The sequence below is a fragment of the Shinella sp. WSD5-1 genome, assembly GCF_963942435.1.
Taxonomy (GTDB): Bacteria; Pseudomonadota; Alphaproteobacteria; order Rhizobiales; family Rhizobiaceae; genus Shinella; species Shinella yambaruensis.
The window spans coordinates 4,137,818-4,159,814 of sequence record NZ_OZ012596.1 but is presented as its reverse complement, the minus strand read 5'-3'; the positions used below and the strand labels follow the sequence as shown (position 1 = coordinate 4,159,814).

Genomic DNA, 21,997 nt, shown 5'->3' with positions numbered 1-21,997 from the left:
AGGGAGAGAGTGCATGTCCGAGAGCTGGATCAAAGTCTGCGCGGCCGACGATATCGATGAGGAGGATGTCATCCGCTTCGATGCGGCCGGCCGCACCTATGCCGTCTACCGCAGCCCCGACGACGACTATTTTGCGACCGACGGCCTGTGCACGCATGAGCGCATCCATCTTGCCGATGGGCTTGTCATGGGCGACATCGTCGAATGTCCCAAGCACAACGGCCGCTTCAACTACAAGACGGGCGAGGCGAAGGGCGCGCCGGTCTGTGTCAATCTCAGGACCTATCCGGCAAAGGTCGTCGATGGCGATGTCTATATCGCCGCGGACGAGTAGGGGCGCTTATGATCTTCAAGGAACATGTGCGCTGGGAGATGTTGAGGCCGGAGGAGTTCCTCGCCCGGCAGAACGCCAGGCCTGTCGTCTATCTGCCGATGGGGCTATGCGAGCCGCATGGTCACGTGGCGCCGTTCGGGCTGGACACGATCAAGGCGGACTGGCTTTGCGACATGGCGGCGGAGCGGTTCGGCGGTATCGTCGCCCCCACCATGGCCTATCATGTCCACGAGGTCGGCTATCACGCCCCGTGGCTGCGCGAGGTGATGGGCGGGGTCAATCCGCGGCTGGCGGCCCTGCCGGCGCATCTCCTCCTGGAAACGCTGTTCTACCAGTTTCGCGCTTTCCACAATGCAGGCTTCTCGGGGGTCGTCGTCATCAGCGGGCATCATGGAAGCCAGGAGGATTTGCGCATGGTGGCCGAGGCTTTTTCCGCCGCCTTCCCGATCGATCATTTCGTCCAGACGGATCCGGAACTGGTGGCAGGTGCTTTCACGGGAGACCATGCCGGTCGCTACGAGCTTTCGCAGTTGCTGCATATCCGCCCGGACCTGGTCTCCATGGATCGCGCCGATCGGATTGGGACGAGCCCGCTGGGGCGGTTCGCGCAAAATCCCGATGTGGCGGAGGCGAGTGCCGAGGAGGGCAAGGCCATTCTGGAACTGTCGTTGCAGGCAATCGGCGAGGCGGTGGGCGCTTTCAGCCTGCGGCTATCCGGCGAGTTCATTCCGATGAAGAGGGCCGGGGCGGTATGGGATACCGTCGCCATGCGTTGTGCGGTCTGGGCAACGGCAGGGTAATCCGTGTTCCGTGGCGATCAGGAAGAGGGTGTCTGGTTCGTGGCGGTCGACTTCCTGACGATCAGTTCCGGAACGACGAGGCCGTGCGTCGCGGACGTCTTTTTCCGGTGATGCTCTCGGACGGGGAGAAGAGGGCCTGCGAGGCGACCTGATGCACGGGTTGCCGCACGGTTGTCAGTCGGATGACCGCCATCGCCGAAAGAGCATGTCGTCATAGCCGATGATGGAGGTGTCGTCGGGCGCGCGGTAACCGGTTGTCGAAGTGAGGTGGCCAATACGCTCCACCGATACGGCCTCGTCGCCAATCAGTGGGATTTCCTCGTCGAAGAATTTCGGTGATACAAGGAATGCGTCCTCGCGGACGGGTATTTCCATGAACCCCGCCGTCGATCAACCGATTGATCGCACCGCCGAACTTTCAGCAAGGGGCGGCGGAATGCTGTTACCTCCGCCGACGGTGTCTGTAACCGCCCGGCTTGCATGAAGGATTTCCGGTGCCACCCATGCGGCGACGTCCGGTTTGCGTTCGATGAACCCGTGGCGGGCAAGCCGGTCTATTTGGATTTCCAGGAGTTCGAGCCGGTCAGCGTCGAGACTAGGCGTGATGGCCGCCTCGAGGTTCGCGCCATAGATAGACCTTGCGAATTCTGGAGACGCGCCGGTTTCCTTGCTGACAACAGCGATGATCTTATCCTGGTTCGCACTCGCCCAGGTGGCGGCGCGGAGCGTTTCGGTCATGAACCGAGTGATGATTTCAGGTCGCCTGTCGAGTAGCTCTGCATGAACCGTGATCGGTCGCGGCGTTCCGTTGTTGACGCGGTCGCGGATCGGCAGGGCGTCGATGTCGACAAGGATCGAGAGTCCCAGCCGATACGCCGCTTCGCGTGCCGCTGCACCCTTGACGTAGGCGGCATCGGCGTCGCCGGCGGTCACCTGGTCGAGAGCAGGCCACTCCTTGATCTTGAGGTCGCGTCGTAGCCTGCCGGGCGGAACAGTCTGCGAAAGCGGGGTCTCCACAACCGTGACGTCATCAAAGTCGAGACCGATATGCCGAAAGGCCGCTTCGAAACCGCCGAGCGCCATGGCGCGCGCATGGCTGGCATTCCTGCGAGCGGCAAAGGATGGAATGGCAATGCGCGCGCCACGCAGGTCTTTAGGTCCTTGCAGGCGGGCGGGGTCGGCCACGATGGCCTGGCCCTCGTCGATGAACGTCAGGCCGAGGAGGCGGGTCGGAGCGCCTTCCGCCCGTGCGACGATTGCCGGCACGCTGCCGCCTTCGCGAATGAGCGACGGCAGTGAATGATCGTAGTGGGAGAGCGCGATATCCAGCGGCGCTTCCTGAAGGATGCCGAGCCCGACATCGAGTCCCGCAAGCGTATCGGCAAGCCATCCCTGGTTGAGCGCGATACCGCTGGCGGTCGGCACCTGGCACCGTGTATACCAGATTTTCTCGTGCGCCGTATTCATCGGCGGCCGCCGCCTGAATCGGCGGCGATATGCCAGTGCAGCAGCCTGTTCTCGATCGACAGGAATCCGTAGTTCAACGCATATCCCACCACTGCCACGGTTACGGCGCCGGCATACATTCTCGCAATGTCCAGCGTCTGCTGGGCGTTTAGAATGTAGTAGCCGATGCCGCTGTTTCCAGCGATCATGCCGGCCGCGATGGCAATGACGAAGGAGCCTGCGAGCGCCAGCCGCAGGCCGACAAAAATCTGGGGTGCTGCGGCCGGCAGCACGATCTCGTAGATCGTCCGCCACCAGGAAAGCTTGAAGGTGGAGGCCGTATCGCGAAGTGCGGCTGAGACGCCTCTTGCGCCGGAATAGGTGGCGATCAGAATCGGGATCGTGGCCGAGACGAGAATGGCGATGACGTTCATTTCCCGACCGAGACCGGCATAAAGAATGATGACCGGGATGAAGACGATCGTCGGAACTGGGCGGAGCAGTTCGATGATCGGTTCAACCAGCGCATAAATGAGCTTGATCCGTGCCATCATAACGCCGATTGCAACGCCTAACACGGCAGAAAGCACGTAGCCGTAGACCATCGACGTCATCGTGTCGACGAGCTGGAACCCCAACTGCCCAACTGTCATTTCCGTCCACCAGGCAGCTCCGATCCGCGAAGGAGCGGGGAGGCCGGGTGAGGGGTTTTGGGCGGCGATGATCTCCCAGATGCCGACGAGAATGAGAAGGAGCAGCCAGCCGAGCGCTCGGTTGTCGAGCGGGACCACGCGTTTGTGGCGCTTATTGGGTTTTCCAACACTGTCAGTTGCCGGAAGTGCGATGCTGGTTGGTACCGTCATGCGGCCTCCGCGGATTTTAGCGGCGGCTTCGCGAGAACGCTTTCGAGAAGCGTGCGCCTGTATTCGAGGTAGCGCGGATGTTCCCGTGTCTCGATCTGCCGGCGTGGGCGGGGAAGCGAGACTGGAATCTCGGCAGCTAGCCCCCTTCCGTTTGGGCTGAGTACGAGGATGCGATCCGCCATGTAGATGGCTTCGTCGATATCGTGGGTGACAAGGATCGCCGTGAAGCCGAACTTCTGCCAGAGATCGAGCATCAAATCCTGGAGTGTCGCGCGGCTCAGTGCATCAACGGATCCGAAGGCTTCGTCGAGCAGAATGATCTCGGGTCGCGACGCGATGGCCCGCGCAATGGCAACACGCTGCTGCATGCCGCCCGACAACTCGCGCGGGTAGCGGTCGCGCGCATGGGAGAGGCCGACATCCCCGATGATCTCGTCGACGGATACCTTGAACTTGCGGGAGGATTGAACGGCATGGCGTTCGCCGAACAGCACGTTTTGCCGCACCGTCAGCCAAGGCAACAGCGATTGTGAATAATCCTGGGCGACAAAGCGGACCTGCGCCGGCGGCTCGGAGACGACGCGATTGCCCACGCGGACGGTTCCGGCGCTCGCCACTGTCAGGCCGCCGATGGCGCGCAGCAGCGTTGATTTTCCCGAGCCGGAGCGGCCGACTAGCGCAAGGAACTCTCCGCCTTCTATCCGTGTCGTGATGTCGGCGAGTGCATCGACCGTTCCATGCTTGCCGACATAGCGGACGGAAAGCCCTTTCACCTCTATTGCAGGCGGGGCGATCAGAATGGGCTCAACAATGGAGCTGTCATTGGCCATAGTGGCGCCTTTCAGAGCGTCGGAACGGTTGCCGTCTTGTAGAGAAGCGGCTCGACGTCGATGACCTGCTTGATCACGCCCTTGTCATGGGCGATCGTCAGCCATTCCTTGAGTGCTGCCAGATCGACTGCGCCGGACTGGGCTGCGTTGTTGTCGTCCATGCGCTTGATGACGCCCGGGACTTCCTTCTCCAGGGCGAAGAGATCGACCTTGTCGTATTTGAGCGAGATATTCGCCTTCTCCTCTGCGCTATAAGCATTGTAGCGCTTGGCACCTTCGCGCGCGGCGCGGACGAACTTTTCGGCCAGTTCCGGGTTTGCCGCGATCCACTGGCTGGTCGCGAAGAAGCCGGCGGTACTTGTCTTTTCCGGGATTTGTTGCCACGGGCGGCCTTCCAGCGGCTTGACGCCATATTGCTGCTCCCACTGGGCGACATTCGGATCTGATGCAATGGATGCATCGATTTGGCCCGAAGCGAGTGCCGCGCCGACCGTTTCACGCTGGTTGATTATCACATATTCGACGGATGCCGGATCGACGCCAAAATGCTCCAGATAAAGCCGGACCCGGAGGCGCGACTGCGCATGCGCCGCGGTGCCGATCTTCTTGCCGACGAGGTCAGCCGGTTTCTCGATCCCGCTTTTCGGACCCGCGATGATGTAATCCGAATTCCCTCTGCCATTGGCAGCCTGCAGGAAGGTGAGGTCGAAGCCATTTTCGCGCGCGCCGACCCAAGCGAAAAGATCGGCATAGCCGATCTCAAGTGAACCGCCGACGGTTGCGGCAAGAATGTTCGGACCGCCTGCCAGGGTCACAATCTCGACATCGATGCCGTCCTTCTGAAACAGCCCTTCCTCTATCGCCGTCTTGATGCCGGGGATCGCGCCGAACGGGGCTCCGATGCGCAGCTTGTCGGCGGCAGACGCCGAGACAGGTGCAGTGAAGGTGCTCAGCGCCAGCACCATTGCGGCAAGCATTGCGCGGCGATTGAAAAGAGCCTTGAACATGGTTTGTCTCGAACTTTCCAAATGGGTCAGCCGGCGGCTGCGGCATTGATCCGCGCCTCCGATGGGGTTGAGCTGGTCTGCCATGCATAGGGTGCGCTCTGGGCGTGCGGCTGCTGCCAGCTATTGTCGAGCGGGAGGAGGGGCATGACCTGATCGGCGAACCGGTGGGCCTCCTCGAGGAAGGGGTTTCCTGAGAGGATGAAGGACTCAACGCCGAGGTTTCTGTATTCGATGAGGCGGGCGGCGACTGATTCCGGACCGCCGACCACAGCGATGCCCGGACCGTTGCGCAGCAGGCCGAAGCCGGACCAGAGGTTGGGGTAGATTTCCAGATCCCTAGCATGCCTCGGCCGGGTTCCCTGATGGAAGGCCGCCTGACGGACCTGACCGATGGCGTCCTGTTTGCTATTGCTCGCCTGCACTTTGGCGATGGCGTCGTCGGACGCGCTGTCCAGCATCTCCTGGGCAGCCTGCCAGGCCTTCTCGTCGGTATCGCGCAGGATGACGTTCAGCCGGATGCCGAAACCCAGCTTTCGTCGATATTTCGCGGCGCGAGCCGTGACGTCCTTGACGGTGGCGGCGGTTTCCGGTGGCGGCTCGCCCCAGGTGAGGTATTTGTCGACGTGCTTGGCCGCGACATCCATGGCGATATCGGACGAGCCGCCGAACCAGAGAGGAGGATAAGGCTTCTGCAGCGACGGAAATTCTGCCTTTGCGCCTTTAACCTTCAGGAACTCGCCATCGAAATCCACGGTCTCGCCCGACATGGTCCGGCGATAAATTTCGAGGAACTCGTCGCAGCGGCGATAGCGATCGTCATGGGCGAGGTGGATGCCGGCAGGCGCCAGGCTCGTATGGCCGTTGACGATGTTAAGCAGGAGACGGCCACCGATATTCTGATCGAGCGTCGTCGTCAGCTTGACGAGTTGGCTCGGGGTGAAGACCGATGGGTGGATGGCAAGGAGAAAGCGCATCCGGCGCGTCTGGGCTGCGAGACTTGCCGCCGTGATGAAGGGATCGAGGCCGCCGCTTGGTTGTGTCGCAAAGAGCGCGCCCGAATAGCCGCGCGCATCGATCGACGTGACCAGGGCTCGCAGATAATCGAGATCGACCGGACGCGTCCATTTCGGATCCCAGGGATACCGGCCATCACGGCCGACGACGTACCAGAGAATATCCATCAGATGTCCTTACTTCGACAGGATCGGTTGCGAGCCGCCGAGTGCCGCAGCACGGATGAAGATGCCGGCCGCCTCATCGATCGTGACGGCAAGCTGCGCCGCCTTTTCAGGGGTCTCGTCGAACACGAGCACGCCATGGTTTGCGAGGAGGGCGGCGCGAGTCTCGGGATGCTCGGCCAGGAAACTATCGAGCACGGAAACGAGGCCACCGGAATTCCGGTCGCCATAGGGGCTGACCGGTATCGGCACTGTTTGGCCACGAGTGAGGAGCGGTTCGTAATGGAGCGGAATAGGCTTCTGTGCGACGGCGAACGCCGTGGCATTTAGGGAATGGGTATGGATCACGGAGCCGACGCCCGGCCGCTTATAGGCATGGGTGTGCATGGAGATGACCGATCGCACGCCTTTGCCAAGCTTGCCACTGACGAACTCGCCCTCGAGCGTGACGATGCCGAAATCCTCTTCGGTGATGTCCTTGGGCAGGCCTCGTGCCGTAACCAGGACATGGTCGGGTGTATCCGTCAGTCGGACGCTGGCATTGGCCGAACGTCCATTCGTAAGAATGCCACTGATGTGAAGGAAATGAATGGCGTCGAGAAGCTGCTGGCGCAGCACGCGACCTTGCGGTCCCAACTCTAACCTGCTCCCCTCGATTGATGAAATATCCTTGCCAAATCCGATTGCGCTTACACCCGCCATCATAAATCTCCCATAATATATAAAAAAGGTAGATTTACTATTGTTAAGGCGCAAGGGCGCCGAGTCTAGGATTACAAGCGTCGGGGAAACATCGTTCTAAACTTCGTCGGTAATGAGGATGGAAACAAAGCAAAAACGGATCTCGGACGCAAACACGACATCGCCGTTGGCTGCATTCAACGAGGCTCTGGGCGCTCGGCATGGAGATGGAACAGCGGTCCGACAGTCGCCTGCCGAGCTTTCGGTCGGCCGCACCATGTTCATCATCGCCCCCCACCTCACCAACGTCGTGGCCTGCTAAGGCCATGTGGTAAACCACCGGTCGTTTGGCATCGAACCGGCTCGGATGTGGCATAGGAAAGCGTCATCGATTGCGCCGAGCGTCGCCGTGGCCCCCCAGTTCCAGTTCTCCCCGTCCTTCGCGCGGCATGACAATGCTCATGACCAGCGAGCGAATGACGTTCGCCGCCTCCCGGCGCTCGCTGTCGTCGGTCTGCAAGTGTCGTGCTCCCCTGATTGTCCGCGTTTATAAGTTAGCCCTGTTCGAGTTTGGTCCTGTCTGGACCGGGTTGCGAACTCATAAGAGGTCAAGCCGCTGAGGCTCGTGTGGGGGCGGTTCGGGTTGTAGTCGTTTCTCCAGTCTTCGATAATCTCTCCGGCATGGCGGTAGCTGGTGAAGAGCTGCTCGTTGAGTCATGCAGGGATACCAGTCCTGAGTGCGATCCTGTCCAGTTCACGGCCGACACGCTGGCGGGACAGCGAGTTGTCGACTGTCTCCATCTCCGGAGAACAGACTAACCTCAAACCGAGGACATTTCAGGGGAGCACGTCAGAGCCATTGGCTCAGACGTCCAAGTCCTTGCCCCATAGACAAGAAAATAGCGCAGAAGCGGCCGCCTCTGCGCTGTCTTCAACCGGTTGCGATAATTCTGTCCGGCCTTAGCGACCGTTGCCCGTGACGGCAGAGCGGATGTGGGAGCGGGAGATGCCCAGATCCTGAAGGGCGCGGTCGTCCAGGGCGCCGAGCTCATGGACGGCGCGGCGGTCGGCGGCATATTTCTTGAGCTTTGCGAAGAGGTTCATGATCAACTCCTTTTGTTGAACAATATATAGACGCCTTCCTGACCGATGAACATGCACATGCCTGCAGCGTAGGCATGCCCCAATTGCATGACACTGAAAAAGAACGCGACTCCTAAAGTTTGCTATCGCGAAACGCTATGGCGGCAGAATGGAGTTGTGTTGGCCAAGGCCCCGTGCATGACCCTACTCTGACCGGAGTTGGCGACTGGCTGACCAAAAGAGCCGGGAAAACGGCCTTTGATCGTGCGGTATGGACCGGACGAGGATATCCGAACCAGGAGTGGGAACATGACACACACGCTTACCCGCAGAATGCTTTGCCTTTCCACCGCCCTCCTCACCGTGGCCGCCCTCGCGCCGGGTCTTGCCGGCGAGGCGAAGGCCGATGAGGCGCCGATCAAGCTCGGCATCGTCGCGCCGATGAGCGGTCCGAACGCCCGCTACGGCGCCTTCTCGATGCACGGCGCGGAACTGGCCGTGAAGGAGATCAACGATGCCGGCGGCGTCAACGGCCACAAGATCGAGCTCTACAATGCCGACAGCCAGGGCACGCCCGTCGAGGGTGTCTCGGCGACGCGCCGGCTGATCGACCAGGACGAGGTGGACTTCGTCATCGGTGACGTCTCCAGCTCCGTGACGCTCGCCATGCAGCCGGTCGCGGAAGATGCCGGCGTGCTGCTCTTGAACGCCGCCTCCTCCAACCCGAAGATCACCTACGGCGCCGGCGTCGGCGGCTTCAAGTGGACCTACCGCAACTATCCGACCGACGAGAACCGCGCCTATGTCGTGGCGAAATACGCCGCCGAGGAACGCGGCTTCACCAAGTTCGCCGTACTGTCCGTCGATAGCGACTACGGCCGCTCGGCCATCGAGTTCACCAAGAAATACCTGCCCGAGTTCAAGGGCGAGATCCTTTCGGAAGACTATTACAAGGAAGGCGAGGTCGACTTCCGCAGCGTGCTGGCGAAGATCCGCGACGGCGGGGCTCAGGCGATCATCATGTACGGCCTTGCCGACACGACGCCGATCATCGCCCGCCAGATGGTCGAGCTCGGCCTTGCCGGTAAGGTGACGCTGGTCGGCAACGGCGAGTTCAACACCGAAAAGACCATCGCCTCCGCGCCGACGGCGCTTGAGGGTGCCGTCGAGGCCGCCGCCTGGCTGCCGGCCTGGGATTCGCCGGAAAGCAAGGCCTTCGTCGAAAAGTTCACCACGACTTACAATGAAGCGCCGAACAACCATGCCTATGTCCACTGGGACACGGTGAACCTGCTCGCCGCTGCTGTGCGCGAGGCCGGCAGCGTCGAGCGCGAGGCGGTGCGTGACGCGCTGTCGAAGATCAAGTACAAGAGCCCCGTCGGCGAGGTGACCTTCGACGACCACAACCAGGCCCGCCTGCCGATGATCCTGTTGCAGATCGAGGACGGCAAGCCGAGCATCAAGGGCGCCTTCACGGCCGATATCCAGTATCCTGCCAACTGAGCCGGTCGGGAGGACAGGCCCATGGTCTCGACCCTTATCGAGCAGATCGTCAACGGCATCGTGACCGGTTCGGTCTATGCCATCGTCGCGGTCGGCATGACGATGATCTTCGGCGTGCTCAGGGCGATCAACTTCGCCCACGGCGAATATTACATGCTCGGCACCTTCGGGGCCTGGTTCGCCATCGATTACCTTGGCCTCTCCTACGAGGCCTCGATCGTCGTCGGCATCCTCTCGACCATCGTCATCGCCTATGTGGTGGGGCAGCTCGTGATGCGCCGCATGGTGGGGGCCCCGGCGGAATCCGGGGTGCTCGCCACGCTCGGCATCGCGCTCGTGCTTCAGAACACCGTCATCCTCGTCTTCGGCGGCGGCTACAAGTTCTTCTCCGGCGGCTATATCGAGCCCGTCTCGATCCTCGGCTTCTCGCTCGCCGAGCAGCGCGTGCTCATCCTCGTCGTCTGCCTCCTGGTCTTCATCGGGCTGGAGCTGATGGTGACGCACAGCCGCATGGGCAAGGCGATGCGGGCGGTGTCGCAGAATGTCGAATGCTGCGAGGTGGTCGGCATCGACGTGCCGCAGGTGGTGCTGCGCACCTTCATCCTCGGCGCGGCGCTGGCGGCGCTCTCGGGCGTCCTCACCGCGCCGGTGAACGTCAGCGTCTATGGCGGCATGGGCGAGCTCATCACCTTCAAGACGCTGCCGATCATCATCATGGGGGGCCTCGGCAATGTGCGCGGTACCTTCTTCGCCGCCATGATCCTCGGCATCGCCGAAAGCCTCGTCGCCACCTATGTCGGCCTGCAATACCGCGACACGGTGGGGTTTGCGACGCTGATCCTGATGCTGATGTGGCGGCCGCACGGACTGTTCTCGACGCAGGCGCGCTTCTAGGGGCAGTCAGCCGAAGCGGAAAACGCTTCGGCCGCTCCGGGCGTGAAACTCCTCTCGAACTTTTGGGGACCCGACATGTCTCTCACGCAAACCAGCGAACGGGCGCGCCGGCGCGATTATCGCATCCCGCTCGGCATCCTGCTCTTCTCCGTGGCGCTCGCCGCGCCCTTCATCGGCAGTCGCTATGTCGTCCATGCGCTGATCATCGCGCTCGTCTTCATGCTGCCGGCGCACGGGCTGAACCTGCTCGTCGGCTATACCGGCCTGCTCTCGCTCGCCCAGGCCGCCTTCTTCGGCATCGGCGCCTATGCGGCGGGGCTGCTCGCCATCACCTACGGCACGCCCTTCTACGTCAACGCGATCGTCGCGGGCCTTGCGGCCGGCCTGGTGGCGCTGCCGCTCGGCGTGCCGGCGCTGAGGCTCCGGTCCACCTCCTTCGTCATGTGTACGCTCGGCTTCGTCATCATCGGCCAGGCCATCGCCAAGAACTGGATCTCGGTGACGCGCGGCGACATGGGGCTTTCCGGCATCCCGAAACCCTATTTCGAGCTCGGCCCGCTCTCCTTCACCGTGGGCGGCACCACCGGCTTCTACTACCTGGCGCTCGCCATCGGCATTCTCGCGACGCTCGCGGTCTTCGCCGTCGTCCGCTCGCCGGCGGGCCGCAACATGGTGGCGATCCGCGAGAACGAGACGCTGGCCGAATCCCTCGGCGTGCCGACCTGGCACTACAAGCTGATCGTCTTCATGCTGAGCGCTGTCTTTGCCGGCGTCGGCGGCAGCCTCTATGCGCATTACCTCACGGTGGTGAGCCCGCTCACCTTCCAGATGTACTATTCCACCACCATGCTGATCATCGTGCTCGGCGGCGGGGCGGGCATGATCTCCGGCACCATCTTCGGCAGCCTGCTCTTCGTCGGCCTCACCGAGGCGCTGCGCATCACGCCGGAACTGCGCATGATCGCCTACGGCCTCTGCCTGCTGGTGCTGGTCTTCTGGTTCAAGCAGGGTTTCGCGCCGGTCATCAACCGGGTGTGGAACGCCATCGGAGGCGCGAAATGACGGCCCATCTTCCGCTTCTCGACATCAGGAACCTCACCAAGAGCTACGGCGCGGTGAAAGCCGTCAACGATGTCAGCATGCATATCGACCGCGGCGAGATCGCCGGGCTGATCGGGCCGAACGGTTCGGGCAAGTCGACCTTCTTCGATTGCAGCACGGGCCTTGCCCGGCCGGATTCCGGCACGGTCGTGCTCGACGGGCAGGACATCACCGGCTGGTCGCTGAACCGCATCGCGCGGGAGGGCCGCATGCTGCGCTCCTTCCAGAAGACCGTGACCTTCCGCTCGCTGGACGTCGAGGAGAACCTCATCATCGCCGGCCAGATGTTCACCTTCCCGTCGATCTGGTCGACCTTCAGCCTGGGAAAACTCTCCCGCCAGCGCATCGCCGGCCTGCGCGAGCGCGCCCGGGAACTCATCAAGATGGCCGGCCTCTGGGACGTGCGCCACCAGCCGGCGGGCAACCTGTCCGGCGGCCAGCAGAAGCTGATCCAGTTCGCCTCCATGCTGATGCCGGAGCCCAAGCTCATCCTGCTCGACGAGCCGATGGCCGGCATCAACCCGAAGATCATCGAGCGGGTGGTGGAGACCATCCTTTACGCCAACACCTCGCTCGGCGTCAGCTTCCTCGTCATCGAGCACAATATCGACGTGGTCACCAGCATCTGCCGGCGCGTCATCGTGCTCGACCAAGGGCAGAAGCTGGTCGAGGGACTGCCGCAGGACATCATCCAGGACCAGCGCGTGAGGGAGGCCTATCTTGGCGGCTGAGACGAACCTTTCGATCGCCGGCCTTCGCGCCGGTTACGGCAATCTCGACATCCTCAACGGCGTCGACCTCGACGTGCCGGCCGGCCAGTTCGTCGCGCTGATGGGGCCGAACGGGGCGGGGAAATCGACGCTCCTCAAGACGCTCTACGGCATGACCACCATCAAGGGCGGCAGCATAAACTGGCGCGGCAAGGACATCGCCGGCTACAGGTCGCGGGCGATCCTCGGCGAGGGCATTTCCTTCGTGCCGCAGGGGCGCTGCAATTTTCCGGTGATGACGGTCGACGAGAACCTCCAGATGGCGGCCTACACCATCCGCGACGAGAAGGTGAGGGCCGAGCGGGACTATGTCTACGACCTCTTCCCGATCCTCAAGAAGCGCCGCACCACGCTGGCGGGCAACATGTCCGGCGGCGAGCAGCAGCTTCTCGAAGTGGCGATGGCGGTGCTCCAGCGCCCGAAGGTGCTGCTGGTCGACGAGCCCTCGGTCGGCCTCTCGCCCGCCGCCATCGGCATCGTCTTCGACGAGCTTCTGCGCCTGCACGCCTCCGGCCAGACCATTTTGCTCGTCGAGCAGAACACCAAGAAGGCCATGGAGGTCGCCGAGCGGGCGGTCATCCTGCGGCTCGGCAAGGTGATCTGGGACGGGCGGCCGGCCGACATCACCCATGACGAACTCGGCGAACTCTTCCTGACGGGCAAGATGCGCGGGGAAGCCGAGGCGCCGCACTGATCCACCAATCGAGGTCATTCCCATGAGCACGTTCACCCCCGCCTCCCGCGTTTCGCGCATCAAGGTCTCGCCCAGCTCCGCCGCGTCGGCCCGGGCGCGCGACCTGAAGGCGGCCGGCCGCGACATCGTCGACATGACCGTCGGCGAGCCGGATTTCGACACGCCCGACGACGTGAAGGCCGCCGCCCATGCCGCCATCGACCGCGGCGAGACGAAATACACCGCCGTCAACGGCACGCCCGCCCTGCGCAAGGCGATCATCGGCGACTTCAAGCGCCGCCTCGGCCTCGACTATGCGGAAAACGAGATCTGCGTCGGCGGCGGGGCGAAGCAGATCCTCTTCCTCGCGCTGATGGCGAGCGTCGAGAACGGCGCGGAGGTCGTCGTGCCCGCGCCCTACTGGGTGTCCTATCCGGACATGGTGATCGCCAATGACGGCACGCCGGTCATCGTCGAATGCCCCGAGGCGCAGGGCTTCAAGCTGACGCCCGCGGCGCTGGAGGCGGCGATCACGCCCAAGACGCTCTGGCTGATCCTCAACGCCCCCTCCAATCCGACGGGAGCCGCCTATTCGCGCGCCGAGCTGGAGGCGCTCGGCGCCGTCCTCCTGCGCCATCCCCAGGTGTTCGTCCTGTCGGACGATATCTACGATCAGGTCTGGTTCCGCGACGAGCCGATGACGACGCTCGCCGCCGCCGTCCCCGCCCTGAAGGACCGCGTCCTGCTGACCAACGGCGTCTCCAAATCCTACGCCATGACCGGCTGGCGCATCGGCTACGCCGCCGGCCCCGCACCGCTGATCGCCGCGATCAACAAGCTCCAGTCGCAGATGTCTTCCTGCCCGTCCTCCGTCAGCCAGGCCGCCGCGGCTTATGCGCTGACGGCCGACCAGGCTTTCGTGCGCGACAGCGTCGCGGTCTACAAGGAGCGCCGCGACTATGCCTGCGCCCGGCTTAACGCCATACCGGGCCTCTCCTGCACCGTGCCGGACGGCGCCTTCTACCTCTTCCCCAACTGCGCCGGGGTGATCGGCAAGCGCACGTCCGAGGGCAAGGCCATCGAGACGGACCTCGATTTCGTGCTCTACCTCCTCGATGGCGTCGGCGTCGCCGCCCTGCAAGGCGCCGCCTACGGCCTCTCGCCTCATTTCCGGCTGTCGATCGCCACGTCGATGGAGGCAATCCGGGAGGCGTGCGATCGTATCGAGAGGGCTGTTGCGGCGCTCCGTTGAGGATCGTGCGGGGCAATTGCCCCTCATCCGGCCTGCCGGCCTCCTTCTCCCCGTAAACGGGGAGAAGGGATATGCCACGCCGGTTTCCCTAACTCGATATCCTTGCGTGGGGCACGTCCCCTCTCCCCGCTTGCGGGGAGAGGGTTAGGGTGAGGGGCAAAACGACCTCAAGGCCCGGCAGGGCAGAGGGGGTGATCCCCGAACCACAAGCAACTGGCCCTTGCGCCCCTCCCGCCCGAGCGCTTAGGGTCCGGCAAAGGGAGAGGCCATGAGCGTCGATTTCCGCAAGCTGAAGAGTTTCGTCAAGATCGTCGACACGGGGAGCGTTTCCCGGGCGGCGGCGATCCTGCGCACGGCCCAGCCGGCGCTGTCCCAGCAGATCGCCTCGCTCGAAACCCATTTCAAGCACAAGCTGCTGATCCGCAGCAATGTCGGCATCGCGCCGACCGAGGCGGGGCTGATCCTCTACCGTCACGCCCAGCTCATGCTGAAGCAGTTGGACCAGGCGCAGATCGACATCGACCAGGCGGCGAAATCGGTCGCCGGCCGCGTCTCCATCGGCCTTGCCACCTACTCCACCTCCAGCGCGCTTTCGCTTCCCCTGCTGAAGGAAATGCGGGCGCGCCATCCGCACATCATCTTGCATGTCAACGACAGTTTCGGCCATATCCTCTCCGAGCTGATCATGACCGGCAAGATGGACATGGCGCTGATCTACGCCACCAATCCCATCAAGGGCGTGACGCTCCAGCCGCTGTTCCGCGAGGAGATGTTCCTCGTCTCCCCGCCCGGCACGCAGTTCCCCGCCGAGCCCAGCCGCCCCCTGCCGCTCGCCGCGCTTCAGGACGTGCCCCTGCTGCTCCCCAGCAAGGCGCACCTGCTCCGCCGCCTCATCGACGACGCGCTGGCCCGCGCCCGGGTCTCGCCCGAGGTCATCTCCGAGATCGAATCCGTCCCCGCGCTCAGCGCCGCCGTGCTCGACGGCCTCGGCTCCACCATCCTGCCGGCCTCCGTCGTGACCGAGACCTCCGGCTTTGCCGGCGCGGAGGTGCGGGCGCTGACCAAGCCGGTGATCGACGCCACCATATCGCTCTGCGTCTCCGACCACCTGCCGCTGTCGGAGCCGGCGATCGCCGCCCGCTCGGTGCTGCTTGAGATCGTTTCGCGGCTGATGAGTAGTCATCATCAGGGGATTCGGCCGGTTTAAGCATCGGCCGTCCTGCTCCGCCACACCCCCCTCTGCCCTGCCGGGCATCTCCCCCTCAAGGGGGAGATTGGATGGAGCGCCGTTTCGCCCATCTTTGACGTTGCTGATGGAGCAGGGTTTTCGCTTCTTGCCGATCTCCCCCCTTGAGGGGGAGATGCCCGGCAGGGCAGAGGGGGGTGTGGCGGAGCAGGACGGCCATAACCAAACCCTATGGCGGCAGACGGTAGTTGTGTTGGCCAAGGCGCGCTTCCGTCTCCTACCCTTCGGGGCAGCAACGGGTTCGAAATCCGAACCGTCCGACCGCGCTCCGAGGGAAACATGGCAAAACTGGCTTTCGACACTGGCGGGACCTTCACCGACTTCGCCCTTCTCGACGACAAGGGCGACCTCCATCTCCACAAGGTGCTGAGCACGCCGCACAACCCGGCCGAGGCCGTGGTGCAGGGTGTCACGGAACTGCTCGACCTGCACGGCGGGTCGATCGACATTGCCGGCCTCCAGGTGCTCGGCGCGACCACGGTCGTCACCAATGCCGTCCTGGAGCGCAAGGGCGTCGAGACCGGCTTCGTCACCACCGCCGGTTTCCAGGACATGCTGCGCATCCGCAACGAGGGGCGCTACGACCTCTACGACCTCAACATCAAATATCCCGACCCGCTGGTCGCCCGTGCCAATTGCCATGGCGCGGAGGAGCGCATCGCCGCCGACGGCGCGGTGATGACCGCGCTTTCCGAAGAGAGCGTGCGCGAGATCGCCGGCCGGCTGCGCGAGGGGGGCATCCGCTCCGTCGCCGTCTGCCTGCTGCATGCCTATAAATATCCGCAGCACGAGAAGCGCGTCGCCGCCCTCCTGCGCGAGGAGGACCCAGACATCTTCGTCTCGCTCTCCTCGGAGGTCTGCCCGGAGATGCGCGAGTTCGACCGCGCCTCCACCACCGTCGTCAACGCCTATACCCGCCCGCAGATGGCCGGCCATGTCGCCCATCTCCAGCGCGAATTCGCCGCGAAGGGCATCGACCGGCAGGTGCTGTGGATGACCTCCTCCGGTGGCCTCGTGCCGAGCCGTCGCGCGGCGGAACTCCCCGTCCGCCTGATCGAATCCGGCCCGGCGGCCGGCGCGGTGGCGGCGGCGGAGTTCGGGCGCATCGCCGGGGAGGAAAGCGTCCTCTCCTTCGACATGGGCGGCACGACGGCAAAGCTCTGCCTCATCCCGAACGGCGAGCCGACGGTCGGGACCGACCTTGAGGTCGCGCATTATCACCGCTTCCGCAAGGGCTCCGGCTATCCGCTGAAGATCCAGTCGATCCAGATGATCGAGATCGGCGCGGGCGGCGGCTCGATCGCGGCGAAGAACCCGCTCGGCCTGCTCGATGTCGGTCCGCGCTCGGCGGGCGCCGCGCCCGGCCCCGCCGCCTACCAGCGCGGCGGCACGGAACCGACCGTCACCGATGCCGACATCCTGCTCGGCTACATGGGCACGGGCTCCTTCGTCGGCGGCTCGTTCAAGGTCTCGAGGGAGGCGGCGCAGGAGGCGATGGCCAAGCTCGCGACAGCGCTGAACGTCTCCGTGGAGCGTTGCGCCTGGGGCATCCACGATCTCGTCAACGAATCGATGAGCAAGGCGGCGGCGATGCATGCCACCGACCTCGGCGTCGATCCGCGCTCGCTGCCCATGGTCGCCTTCGGCGGCGCGGGGCCGGTGCATGCCTACGGCATCGCCCGCAAGCTCGGCATCAAGCGGGTGATCTGCCCGACGGGCGCGGGCGTCACCTCGGCCATCGGCCTGCTCATCGCGCCGGTCGCGGTCGATCTTTCGGTCAGCCATCCGATGGCGGTCGATAGCTGGGACATGGACGCGATGAACGCCATCCTCGACGATCTCGCCGGCCAGGGCGCGGAGGTCGTCTCGGCGGCGGGCGTCGAGAAGGCGACGATCAGCAACCGCTATACCGTCGACATGCGCCATGTCGGGCAGGGGCACGAGATCACCGTCGCCCTGCCGGACCGCGGCCTGCCGCTGGACGCGTTCCGCCGCCAGCTCCTCGACAATTTCTTCAAGCTCTATCGCGAGCTGTTCGGCCGCACCGTCGCCGCGCCCGTCGAGGCGATCACCTGGCGGCTGCGCGCGAGCGGCGAGACGGACCAGGTCACGCGCCCGCACCGCACCGAGGTGGCGGACGCACAGAAGGGCAGCCGCCCGGTCTATTTCCCGGAGATCGGGACCTATACGGAAACGCCGGTCTACGACCATTACAAGCTGCCGGTCGGCACGGCGGTCAAGGGACCGGCCATCGTCGAGCAGCGCGAATCGACCGCGGTCGTCGGCCCGGCCGGCACCTTCCACGTGGATGCCAGCGGCAACCTCGTCATCAACATCGATTAAGGGGACGGCAGATGACCAGGACCGCTACCGATTTCAACGATCCGATCAATCTCCAGGTGATGTGGAACCGCCTGATCTTCATCGCCGACCAGGCCGATACCGTGCTCGGCAAGACGGCCTTCTCGCCCATCGTGCGCGAGAACCACGACTATGTGACCGTGCTGATGGACAGCAAGGGCAGGGCACTTGCCCAGTGCACCTGGTCGATCCCCGTCTTCATCACCTCGCTGCCCGTCGCCGCGCAGAAATACTTTTTGCCGAAATTCCCGGTCGAGACCCTGCAGGAAGGCGACGTGCTCGCCACCAACGATCCGGAGATCGGCACGGGCCACCTGCCGGACGTGACGATGATCACGCCGATCTTCAAGAACGGCAAGGTCGTCGCCTATGCCGGTTCCATCGCACATCTCCCCGATATCGGCGGCGCGCCGCTGCATTCGGAGGCGAGCGACATCTTCGAGGAGGGCATCCGCTTCCCCATCGTCAAGCTGCTCAAGGCCGGCGTGCCGAACGAGGATGTCTTCGACATCATCGCAGCCTCCGTGCGCCTGCCGACGGAGGTGAAGGGCGACCTCGAATCGATGATCGCCGCCAACAATGTCATGGGCCGGGAACTGGTGAAGTTCCTCGACGAATACGGGCTCGACGACATCGACGGGCTCGCCGAGGCGATCCATTCCCGCTCCGAGGCGCAGACGCGCAAGGCGATCCGCGAATGGCCGAACGGCACCTATTCGGCCGAGGTGCTGCTCGACGGCTACGATACGGATGTGAAGCTCTGCGCCTCCGTCATCGTCAGGGACGACTCGATCCATGTCGACTACGCCGGCACCTCGGACCAGGTGCTGCATTCGATCAATTGCCGCACCAATTACCGCTATGCCCATTCGGTCTATGCGCTGAAATGCCTGCTCGATCCGGAAACGCCGAACAACGAGGGCTGCATCGTGCCGATCACCGACGAGGCGCCGCTCGGCTCGATCCTCAATCCGCAGCAATGGACGGCGGGCAATTCGCGCAACCTGATCGGCCATGTCATCCCCTCGTTGATCTTCAGGGCTTTGGAGAAGGTCGTGCCGGAAAAGGTGATGGGCGACAGCGGCGGCGCGCCGATCTGGGCGGCCAATTGCGTCGGCCAGCGCGACGACGGCTCGCAATACGGCTCCGTGCAGAATTTCCACGGCGGGCAGGGTGCGCGGGCGGAATTCGACGGGCTCGACACGCTGAGCTTCCCGTCGAACTGCAAGGTGACGGCGGTGGAGATGTTCGAGATCGCCGTGCCGGTGCTGACCGAGCGCAAGGAACTGATCGCCGACTCGGGCGGGGCGGGAAAACATCGCGGCGGGCTCGGCCAGCGCGTCGTGCTGCGCAATATCGGCCGCAACCCGATGAGCATCTACCTCGCCTCCGAGCGCGTGCGCCATCCCTGCTTCGGCGTGGTGGAGGGCGAGAGCGGCACGCCCGGCAAGGTGATGAAGGAAGGCCGGAAGCAGTTTCCCAAGGGCAAGGTCGTGCTGAAGACCGGCGAGCGGCTGGAGGTCGAGACCCCTGGCGGCGGCGGCTGGGGCCGGGCGGCCGAGCGCAGCGCCGATCTCGTCGCGCAGGATCTCGCTGAAGGACTGGTCACGCCGGAAGCGGCGTGCACCCGCTACGGCTATAAGGAACGGGCGGCGGTGGAATAAAGCAATTCCAGCAAAAGTGCGCAGCGGTTTTGCGTCCGGAATTGCGTAAGAACTTCAGGAGGACGACATGGGATTGCTCGACGGAAAGATTGCGCTCGTCACCGGTGCGGGAACGGGCATCGGCAAGGAGACGGCATTGCTGCTGGCCGGCGAGAGCGCCCATGTGGTGCTGACCGGCCGGCGCGCCGGGCCGCTGGAGGACGTGGCGGCCGAGATCGCCGCGCGCGGCGGCAAGACGGCGGTGCGCCCGCTCGACATCGCCTCCCGGGAGGAGATCTTTTCCGCCGTCGAATGGGTGCGCGACACGCTCGGCCCCGTCGATATCCTCGTCAACAATGCCGGCAGCGCCAGTAAGGTGCTGAACGCCCGCTTCCTCAGCGAGGAGGAGTGGAATTCCACGGTCACCGTCAACCTCACCGCCGTCTTCAACCTCACCCAGGCGGTGCTGGAGGACATGATCGCCAGGGGCGGGGGAACGATCATCACCGTCTCCTCGCTCGCCGTGGTCAATCCGAACCTCCTCGGCGGGGCGGCCTATGGCGCGGCCAAGGCAGGCGTGAAGAACTTCATGACCTTCCTGCATAACACTTATCGCAACCAGGGCATCCGCGCGACGACGATCCTGCCCGGCGAGACCGACACGCCGATCATGGACAACCGCGCCCGCCCGCCGCTCGACAGCGAGCGCGCGGTGATGCTGAACCCGCACGATGTCGCCCGCGCCATCCTGCTCTGCGCCAGCCTGCAAAAGGGCGCGATGATCCCCGAGCTGCACATCTGTCCGACATTCATGCGCGACACCTCCGCCGATATCGAGACCGCGCGCTGGGTCGGCGCCCCGGCCGATACGCCGGACCTTCCCAAGGAGAAACGCCGATGAACGGCGCGAAACTGCGCGCGCGGCTTGCCGCCGGCGAGGCCGTCACCATGTATACCCCGCACCACGCCTCCTCGGGCCTTGCCGCCCGGCTGGTGGAGCTCGGGGCGGACAGCGTCTTTGTCGATTGCGAGCACGGCACCTGGAGTTTTGAGGACGTGCGCACGACGGCGCAGATCGTCCGCTCCGTCGGTGGCGCGGCGATCGTGCGCCCGCAGTCGCATGAGCGCCCGCTGATCATCCGCTACCTCAATGCCGGGGCGGACGGCATCATGGTGCCGATGGTCGACACGGCGGAGGAGGCCCTCGCCATCGTGGAGGCGGTGCGCTACGCCCTGCCGGCCGACCATGAAAAGCGCCTCGTGGTCGCGATGATCGAGACGGTGCGCGCCATCGATAGTCTCGAAGCCATGCTCGCCGTCGGGGGCATCGACGTCTTCTTCATCGGACCCGGCGACCTGTCGCAGGACATGGGCTTTGCGCCCGCCCCGCCTTTCGGCGAGCCGCGCCCGGCGGTGGTGACGGAAAAGGTCGCCGAGGCGGTGCAAAAAATCCGCGCCGCCGGCAAGGTGGCCGGCACGCTCGCCACGCTCGATGAAATCCCACACTGGCGCGAGCGAGGAGTGCAGTTCTTCTACGTCCACTCCGATCCGTTCCTGCGCCGCGGCCTGGCCGCGGTAAAGAGCGCCCTTGCCAGCGCCTGATCCTGCGTGAACACGAAATCCGGCGACCACATTCTCTTGAGAATCCCCGTGAGCAAGATCGAGCTGTTGCAGGTTGGGCCGTACCCAGCCTGGGACGAGGAGCGCTTGAATGCCAACTTCATCATACACCGCGTAGCCGATGGGTGTTCGCTGGTACATCAAATGGTGCTCTGTACTCCACCGTCGCGTTGAAAGTGGCACGCGAAAACGTATTGTTGGCAGCTTGGAATGTTATGAATTTCTAATATTTTGAAATATTTACACGAATCGCAGCTGATATGAGCGCTTCCTCCGCCACCAGCCGGCTTTCTGCTTTCCGGCAAGCGTATTCTTCTTATGCAATTTCGCGGTACGAGACATCATTCTTCGTGGACGTCGATGTGGCGACCAGCGCGAGTTCTGCCGGGGCAGTGTTACGGCGTAGCTGTTTCTTCCGATATGGCCTGAAAAGCGCGGCAGCTTCGGAGCGGTGGGTGGACATTGTGGAATGATGTGGTGGTTGTCGGCGGGGTGTCGCCGCACGGCACTTCAGGATTGGCTGGTTTCGCAATGGCGCTCGGCGAGCTTGCCGGAAAGGTGGTAGGCCTCTGTCTGAGCTTCCGCTTGCGCCGTGGTGTATGCGCCGTCAATCATGCTGGCGCGTTGCTTGATACGACAGGGTAAAAATTCCTTTTGGAAGCGGCTGCACGTCGCAAATCGCAATGGCGGTATGTGTATTTTTCGGAATGCC

The 21,997-nt window shown here is 63.9% G+C and carries 22 protein-coding genes and 1 pseudogene; 13 read left to right on the top strand and 10 right to left on the bottom strand.

Translation table 11 applies throughout. The features are described 5' to 3' along the window. Positions 1–13: 13 nt before the first annotated feature. Complete coding sequence (locus AABQ55_RS20345) at positions 14–334, top strand: MocE family 2Fe-2S type ferredoxin (RefSeq protein ID WP_272806322.1); 321 nt, start codon at positions 14–16, stop codon at positions 332–334. A gap of 8 nt (positions 335–342) precedes the next feature. Next, on the top strand, positions 343–1,134 hold the full coding sequence (locus tag AABQ55_RS20340; RefSeq protein WP_272806321.1) for a creatininase family protein: 792 nt from the start codon (positions 343–345) through the stop codon (positions 1,132–1,134). 174 nt (positions 1,135–1,308) lie between these two features. Here AABQ55_RS20340 and AABQ55_RS20335 read toward each other — a convergent pair whose 3' ends face one another. The 10 genes and pseudogenes from AABQ55_RS20335 to AABQ55_RS20290 all read right to left on the bottom strand — a co-directional run bounded on the left by AABQ55_RS20335 (position 1,309) and on the right by AABQ55_RS20290 (position 8,243). Then, positions 1,309–1,509: a hypothetical protein gene (locus AABQ55_RS20335; protein ID WP_272806320.1), complete on the bottom strand. Its 201-nt coding sequence runs from the start codon at positions 1,507–1,509 to the stop codon at positions 1,309–1,311. Positions 1,510–1,524: 15 nt separating this feature from the next. Beyond that, entirely contained in the window at positions 1,525–2,601 is a 1,077-nt protein-coding gene (locus AABQ55_RS20330; RefSeq protein WP_272806319.1) for an ABC transporter substrate-binding protein, read from the bottom strand. Next, positions 2,598–3,443: an ABC transporter permease gene (locus AABQ55_RS20325; protein ID WP_272806318.1), complete on the bottom strand. Its 846-nt coding sequence runs from the start codon at positions 3,441–3,443 to the stop codon at positions 2,598–2,600. The genes AABQ55_RS20330 and AABQ55_RS20325 overlap by 4 nt, the downstream gene beginning before the upstream one ends. Then, on the bottom strand, positions 3,440–4,273 hold the full coding sequence (locus tag AABQ55_RS20320) for an ABC transporter ATP-binding protein (protein WP_272806317.1): 834 nt from the start codon (positions 4,271–4,273) through the stop codon (positions 3,440–3,442). The genes AABQ55_RS20325 and AABQ55_RS20320 overlap by 4 nt, the downstream gene beginning before the upstream one ends. Positions 4,274–4,284: 11 nt before the next feature. Beyond that, positions 4,285–5,280 carry an ABC transporter substrate-binding protein gene (locus tag AABQ55_RS20315; RefSeq protein ID WP_272806316.1) on the bottom strand — a complete coding sequence of 332 codons (996 nt, stop codon included), beginning with the start codon at positions 5,278–5,280 and terminating at the stop codon, positions 4,285–4,287. Positions 5,281–5,306: 26 nt separating this feature from the next. Further along, positions 5,307–6,461: an LLM class flavin-dependent oxidoreductase gene (locus AABQ55_RS20310; RefSeq protein ID WP_272806315.1), complete on the bottom strand. Its 1,155-nt coding sequence runs from the start codon at positions 6,459–6,461 to the stop codon at positions 5,307–5,309. 9 nt (positions 6,462–6,470) lie between these two features. Then, a complete protein-coding gene (locus AABQ55_RS20305; RefSeq protein ID WP_272806314.1) occupies positions 6,471–7,160 on the bottom strand; it encodes a class II aldolase/adducin family protein in 690 nt (229 codons plus the stop codon). Between the two features lie 364 nt (positions 7,161–7,524). Further along, positions 7,525–7,659, bottom strand: coding sequence for a hypothetical protein (locus AABQ55_RS20300; RefSeq protein WP_272807546.1), 135 nt, complete (start codon positions 7,657–7,659; stop codon positions 7,525–7,527). 27 nt (positions 7,660–7,686) lie between these two features. Then, positions 7,687–7,853, bottom strand: a pseudogene (locus AABQ55_RS37785) (integrase core domain-containing protein); the annotation flags it as partial. A gap of 246 nt (positions 7,854–8,099) precedes the next feature. Further along, positions 8,100–8,243 (bottom strand): DUF1127 domain-containing protein, encoded by a 144-nt coding sequence (locus AABQ55_RS20290; RefSeq protein ID WP_244768424.1) that lies wholly within the window; start codon positions 8,241–8,243, stop codon positions 8,100–8,102. A gap of 288 nt (positions 8,244–8,531) precedes the next feature. Between AABQ55_RS20290 and AABQ55_RS20285 the strand changes: the two genes are divergently transcribed. The 11 genes from AABQ55_RS20285 to AABQ55_RS20230 all read left to right on the top strand — a co-directional run bounded on the left by AABQ55_RS20285 (position 8,532) and on the right by AABQ55_RS20230 (position 21,267). After that, a complete protein-coding gene (locus AABQ55_RS20285; RefSeq protein ID WP_244768425.1) occupies positions 8,532–9,725 on the top strand; it encodes an ABC transporter substrate-binding protein in 1,194 nt (397 codons plus the stop codon). Positions 9,726–9,746: 21 nt separating this feature from the next. Further along, a complete protein-coding gene (locus AABQ55_RS20280; protein ID WP_244768426.1) occupies positions 9,747–10,619 on the top strand; it encodes a branched-chain amino acid ABC transporter permease in 873 nt (290 codons plus the stop codon). 75 nt (positions 10,620–10,694) lie between these two features. Beyond that, complete coding sequence (locus tag AABQ55_RS20275; RefSeq protein WP_272806313.1) at positions 10,695–11,681, top strand: branched-chain amino acid ABC transporter permease; 987 nt, start codon at positions 10,695–10,697, stop codon at positions 11,679–11,681. Then, positions 11,678–12,451 (top strand): ABC transporter ATP-binding protein, encoded by a 774-nt coding sequence (locus AABQ55_RS20270; RefSeq protein WP_272806312.1) that lies wholly within the window; start codon positions 11,678–11,680, stop codon positions 12,449–12,451. Before AABQ55_RS20275 ends, AABQ55_RS20270 begins: the two co-directional genes overlap by 4 nt. After that, positions 12,441–13,184 carry a branched-chain amino acid ABC transporter ATP-binding protein gene (locus AABQ55_RS20265; RefSeq protein WP_272806311.1) on the top strand — a complete coding sequence of 248 codons (744 nt, stop codon included), beginning with the start codon at positions 12,441–12,443 and terminating at the stop codon, positions 13,182–13,184. Before AABQ55_RS20270 ends, AABQ55_RS20265 begins: the two co-directional genes overlap by 11 nt. Positions 13,185–13,206: 22 nt before the next feature. Further along, the gene (locus tag AABQ55_RS20260; protein WP_272806310.1) at positions 13,207–14,415 is read left to right on the top strand and encodes an aspartate transaminase; all 1,209 of its coding nucleotides are present in this window, start codon (positions 13,207–13,209) and stop codon (positions 14,413–14,415) included. Positions 14,416–14,683: 268 nt separating this feature from the next. Next, on the top strand, positions 14,684–15,622 hold the full coding sequence (gene nac / locus AABQ55_RS20255) for a nitrogen assimilation transcriptional regulator NAC (RefSeq protein WP_272806309.1): 939 nt from the start codon (positions 14,684–14,686) through the stop codon (positions 15,620–15,622). A gap of 318 nt (positions 15,623–15,940) precedes the next feature. Then, positions 15,941–18,004: a hydantoinase/oxoprolinase family protein gene (locus tag AABQ55_RS20245; protein WP_272806308.1), complete on the top strand. Its 2,064-nt coding sequence runs from the start codon at positions 15,941–15,943 to the stop codon at positions 18,002–18,004. A gap of 11 nt (positions 18,005–18,015) precedes the next feature. Beyond that, positions 18,016–19,686 carry a hydantoinase B/oxoprolinase family protein gene (locus tag AABQ55_RS20240; protein ID WP_272806307.1) on the top strand — a complete coding sequence of 557 codons (1,671 nt, stop codon included), beginning with the start codon at positions 18,016–18,018 and terminating at the stop codon, positions 19,684–19,686. Positions 19,687–19,753: 67 nt separating this feature from the next. After that, positions 19,754–20,566, top strand: coding sequence for an SDR family NAD(P)-dependent oxidoreductase (locus AABQ55_RS20235; RefSeq protein WP_272806306.1), 813 nt, complete (start codon positions 19,754–19,756; stop codon positions 20,564–20,566). Further along, the gene (locus AABQ55_RS20230; protein ID WP_272806305.1) at positions 20,563–21,267 is read left to right on the top strand and encodes an HpcH/HpaI aldolase family protein; all 705 of its coding nucleotides are present in this window, start codon (positions 20,563–20,565) and stop codon (positions 21,265–21,267) included. The genes AABQ55_RS20235 and AABQ55_RS20230 overlap by 4 nt, the downstream gene beginning before the upstream one ends. The last annotated feature ends 730 nt before the right edge of the window (positions 21,268–21,997 follow it).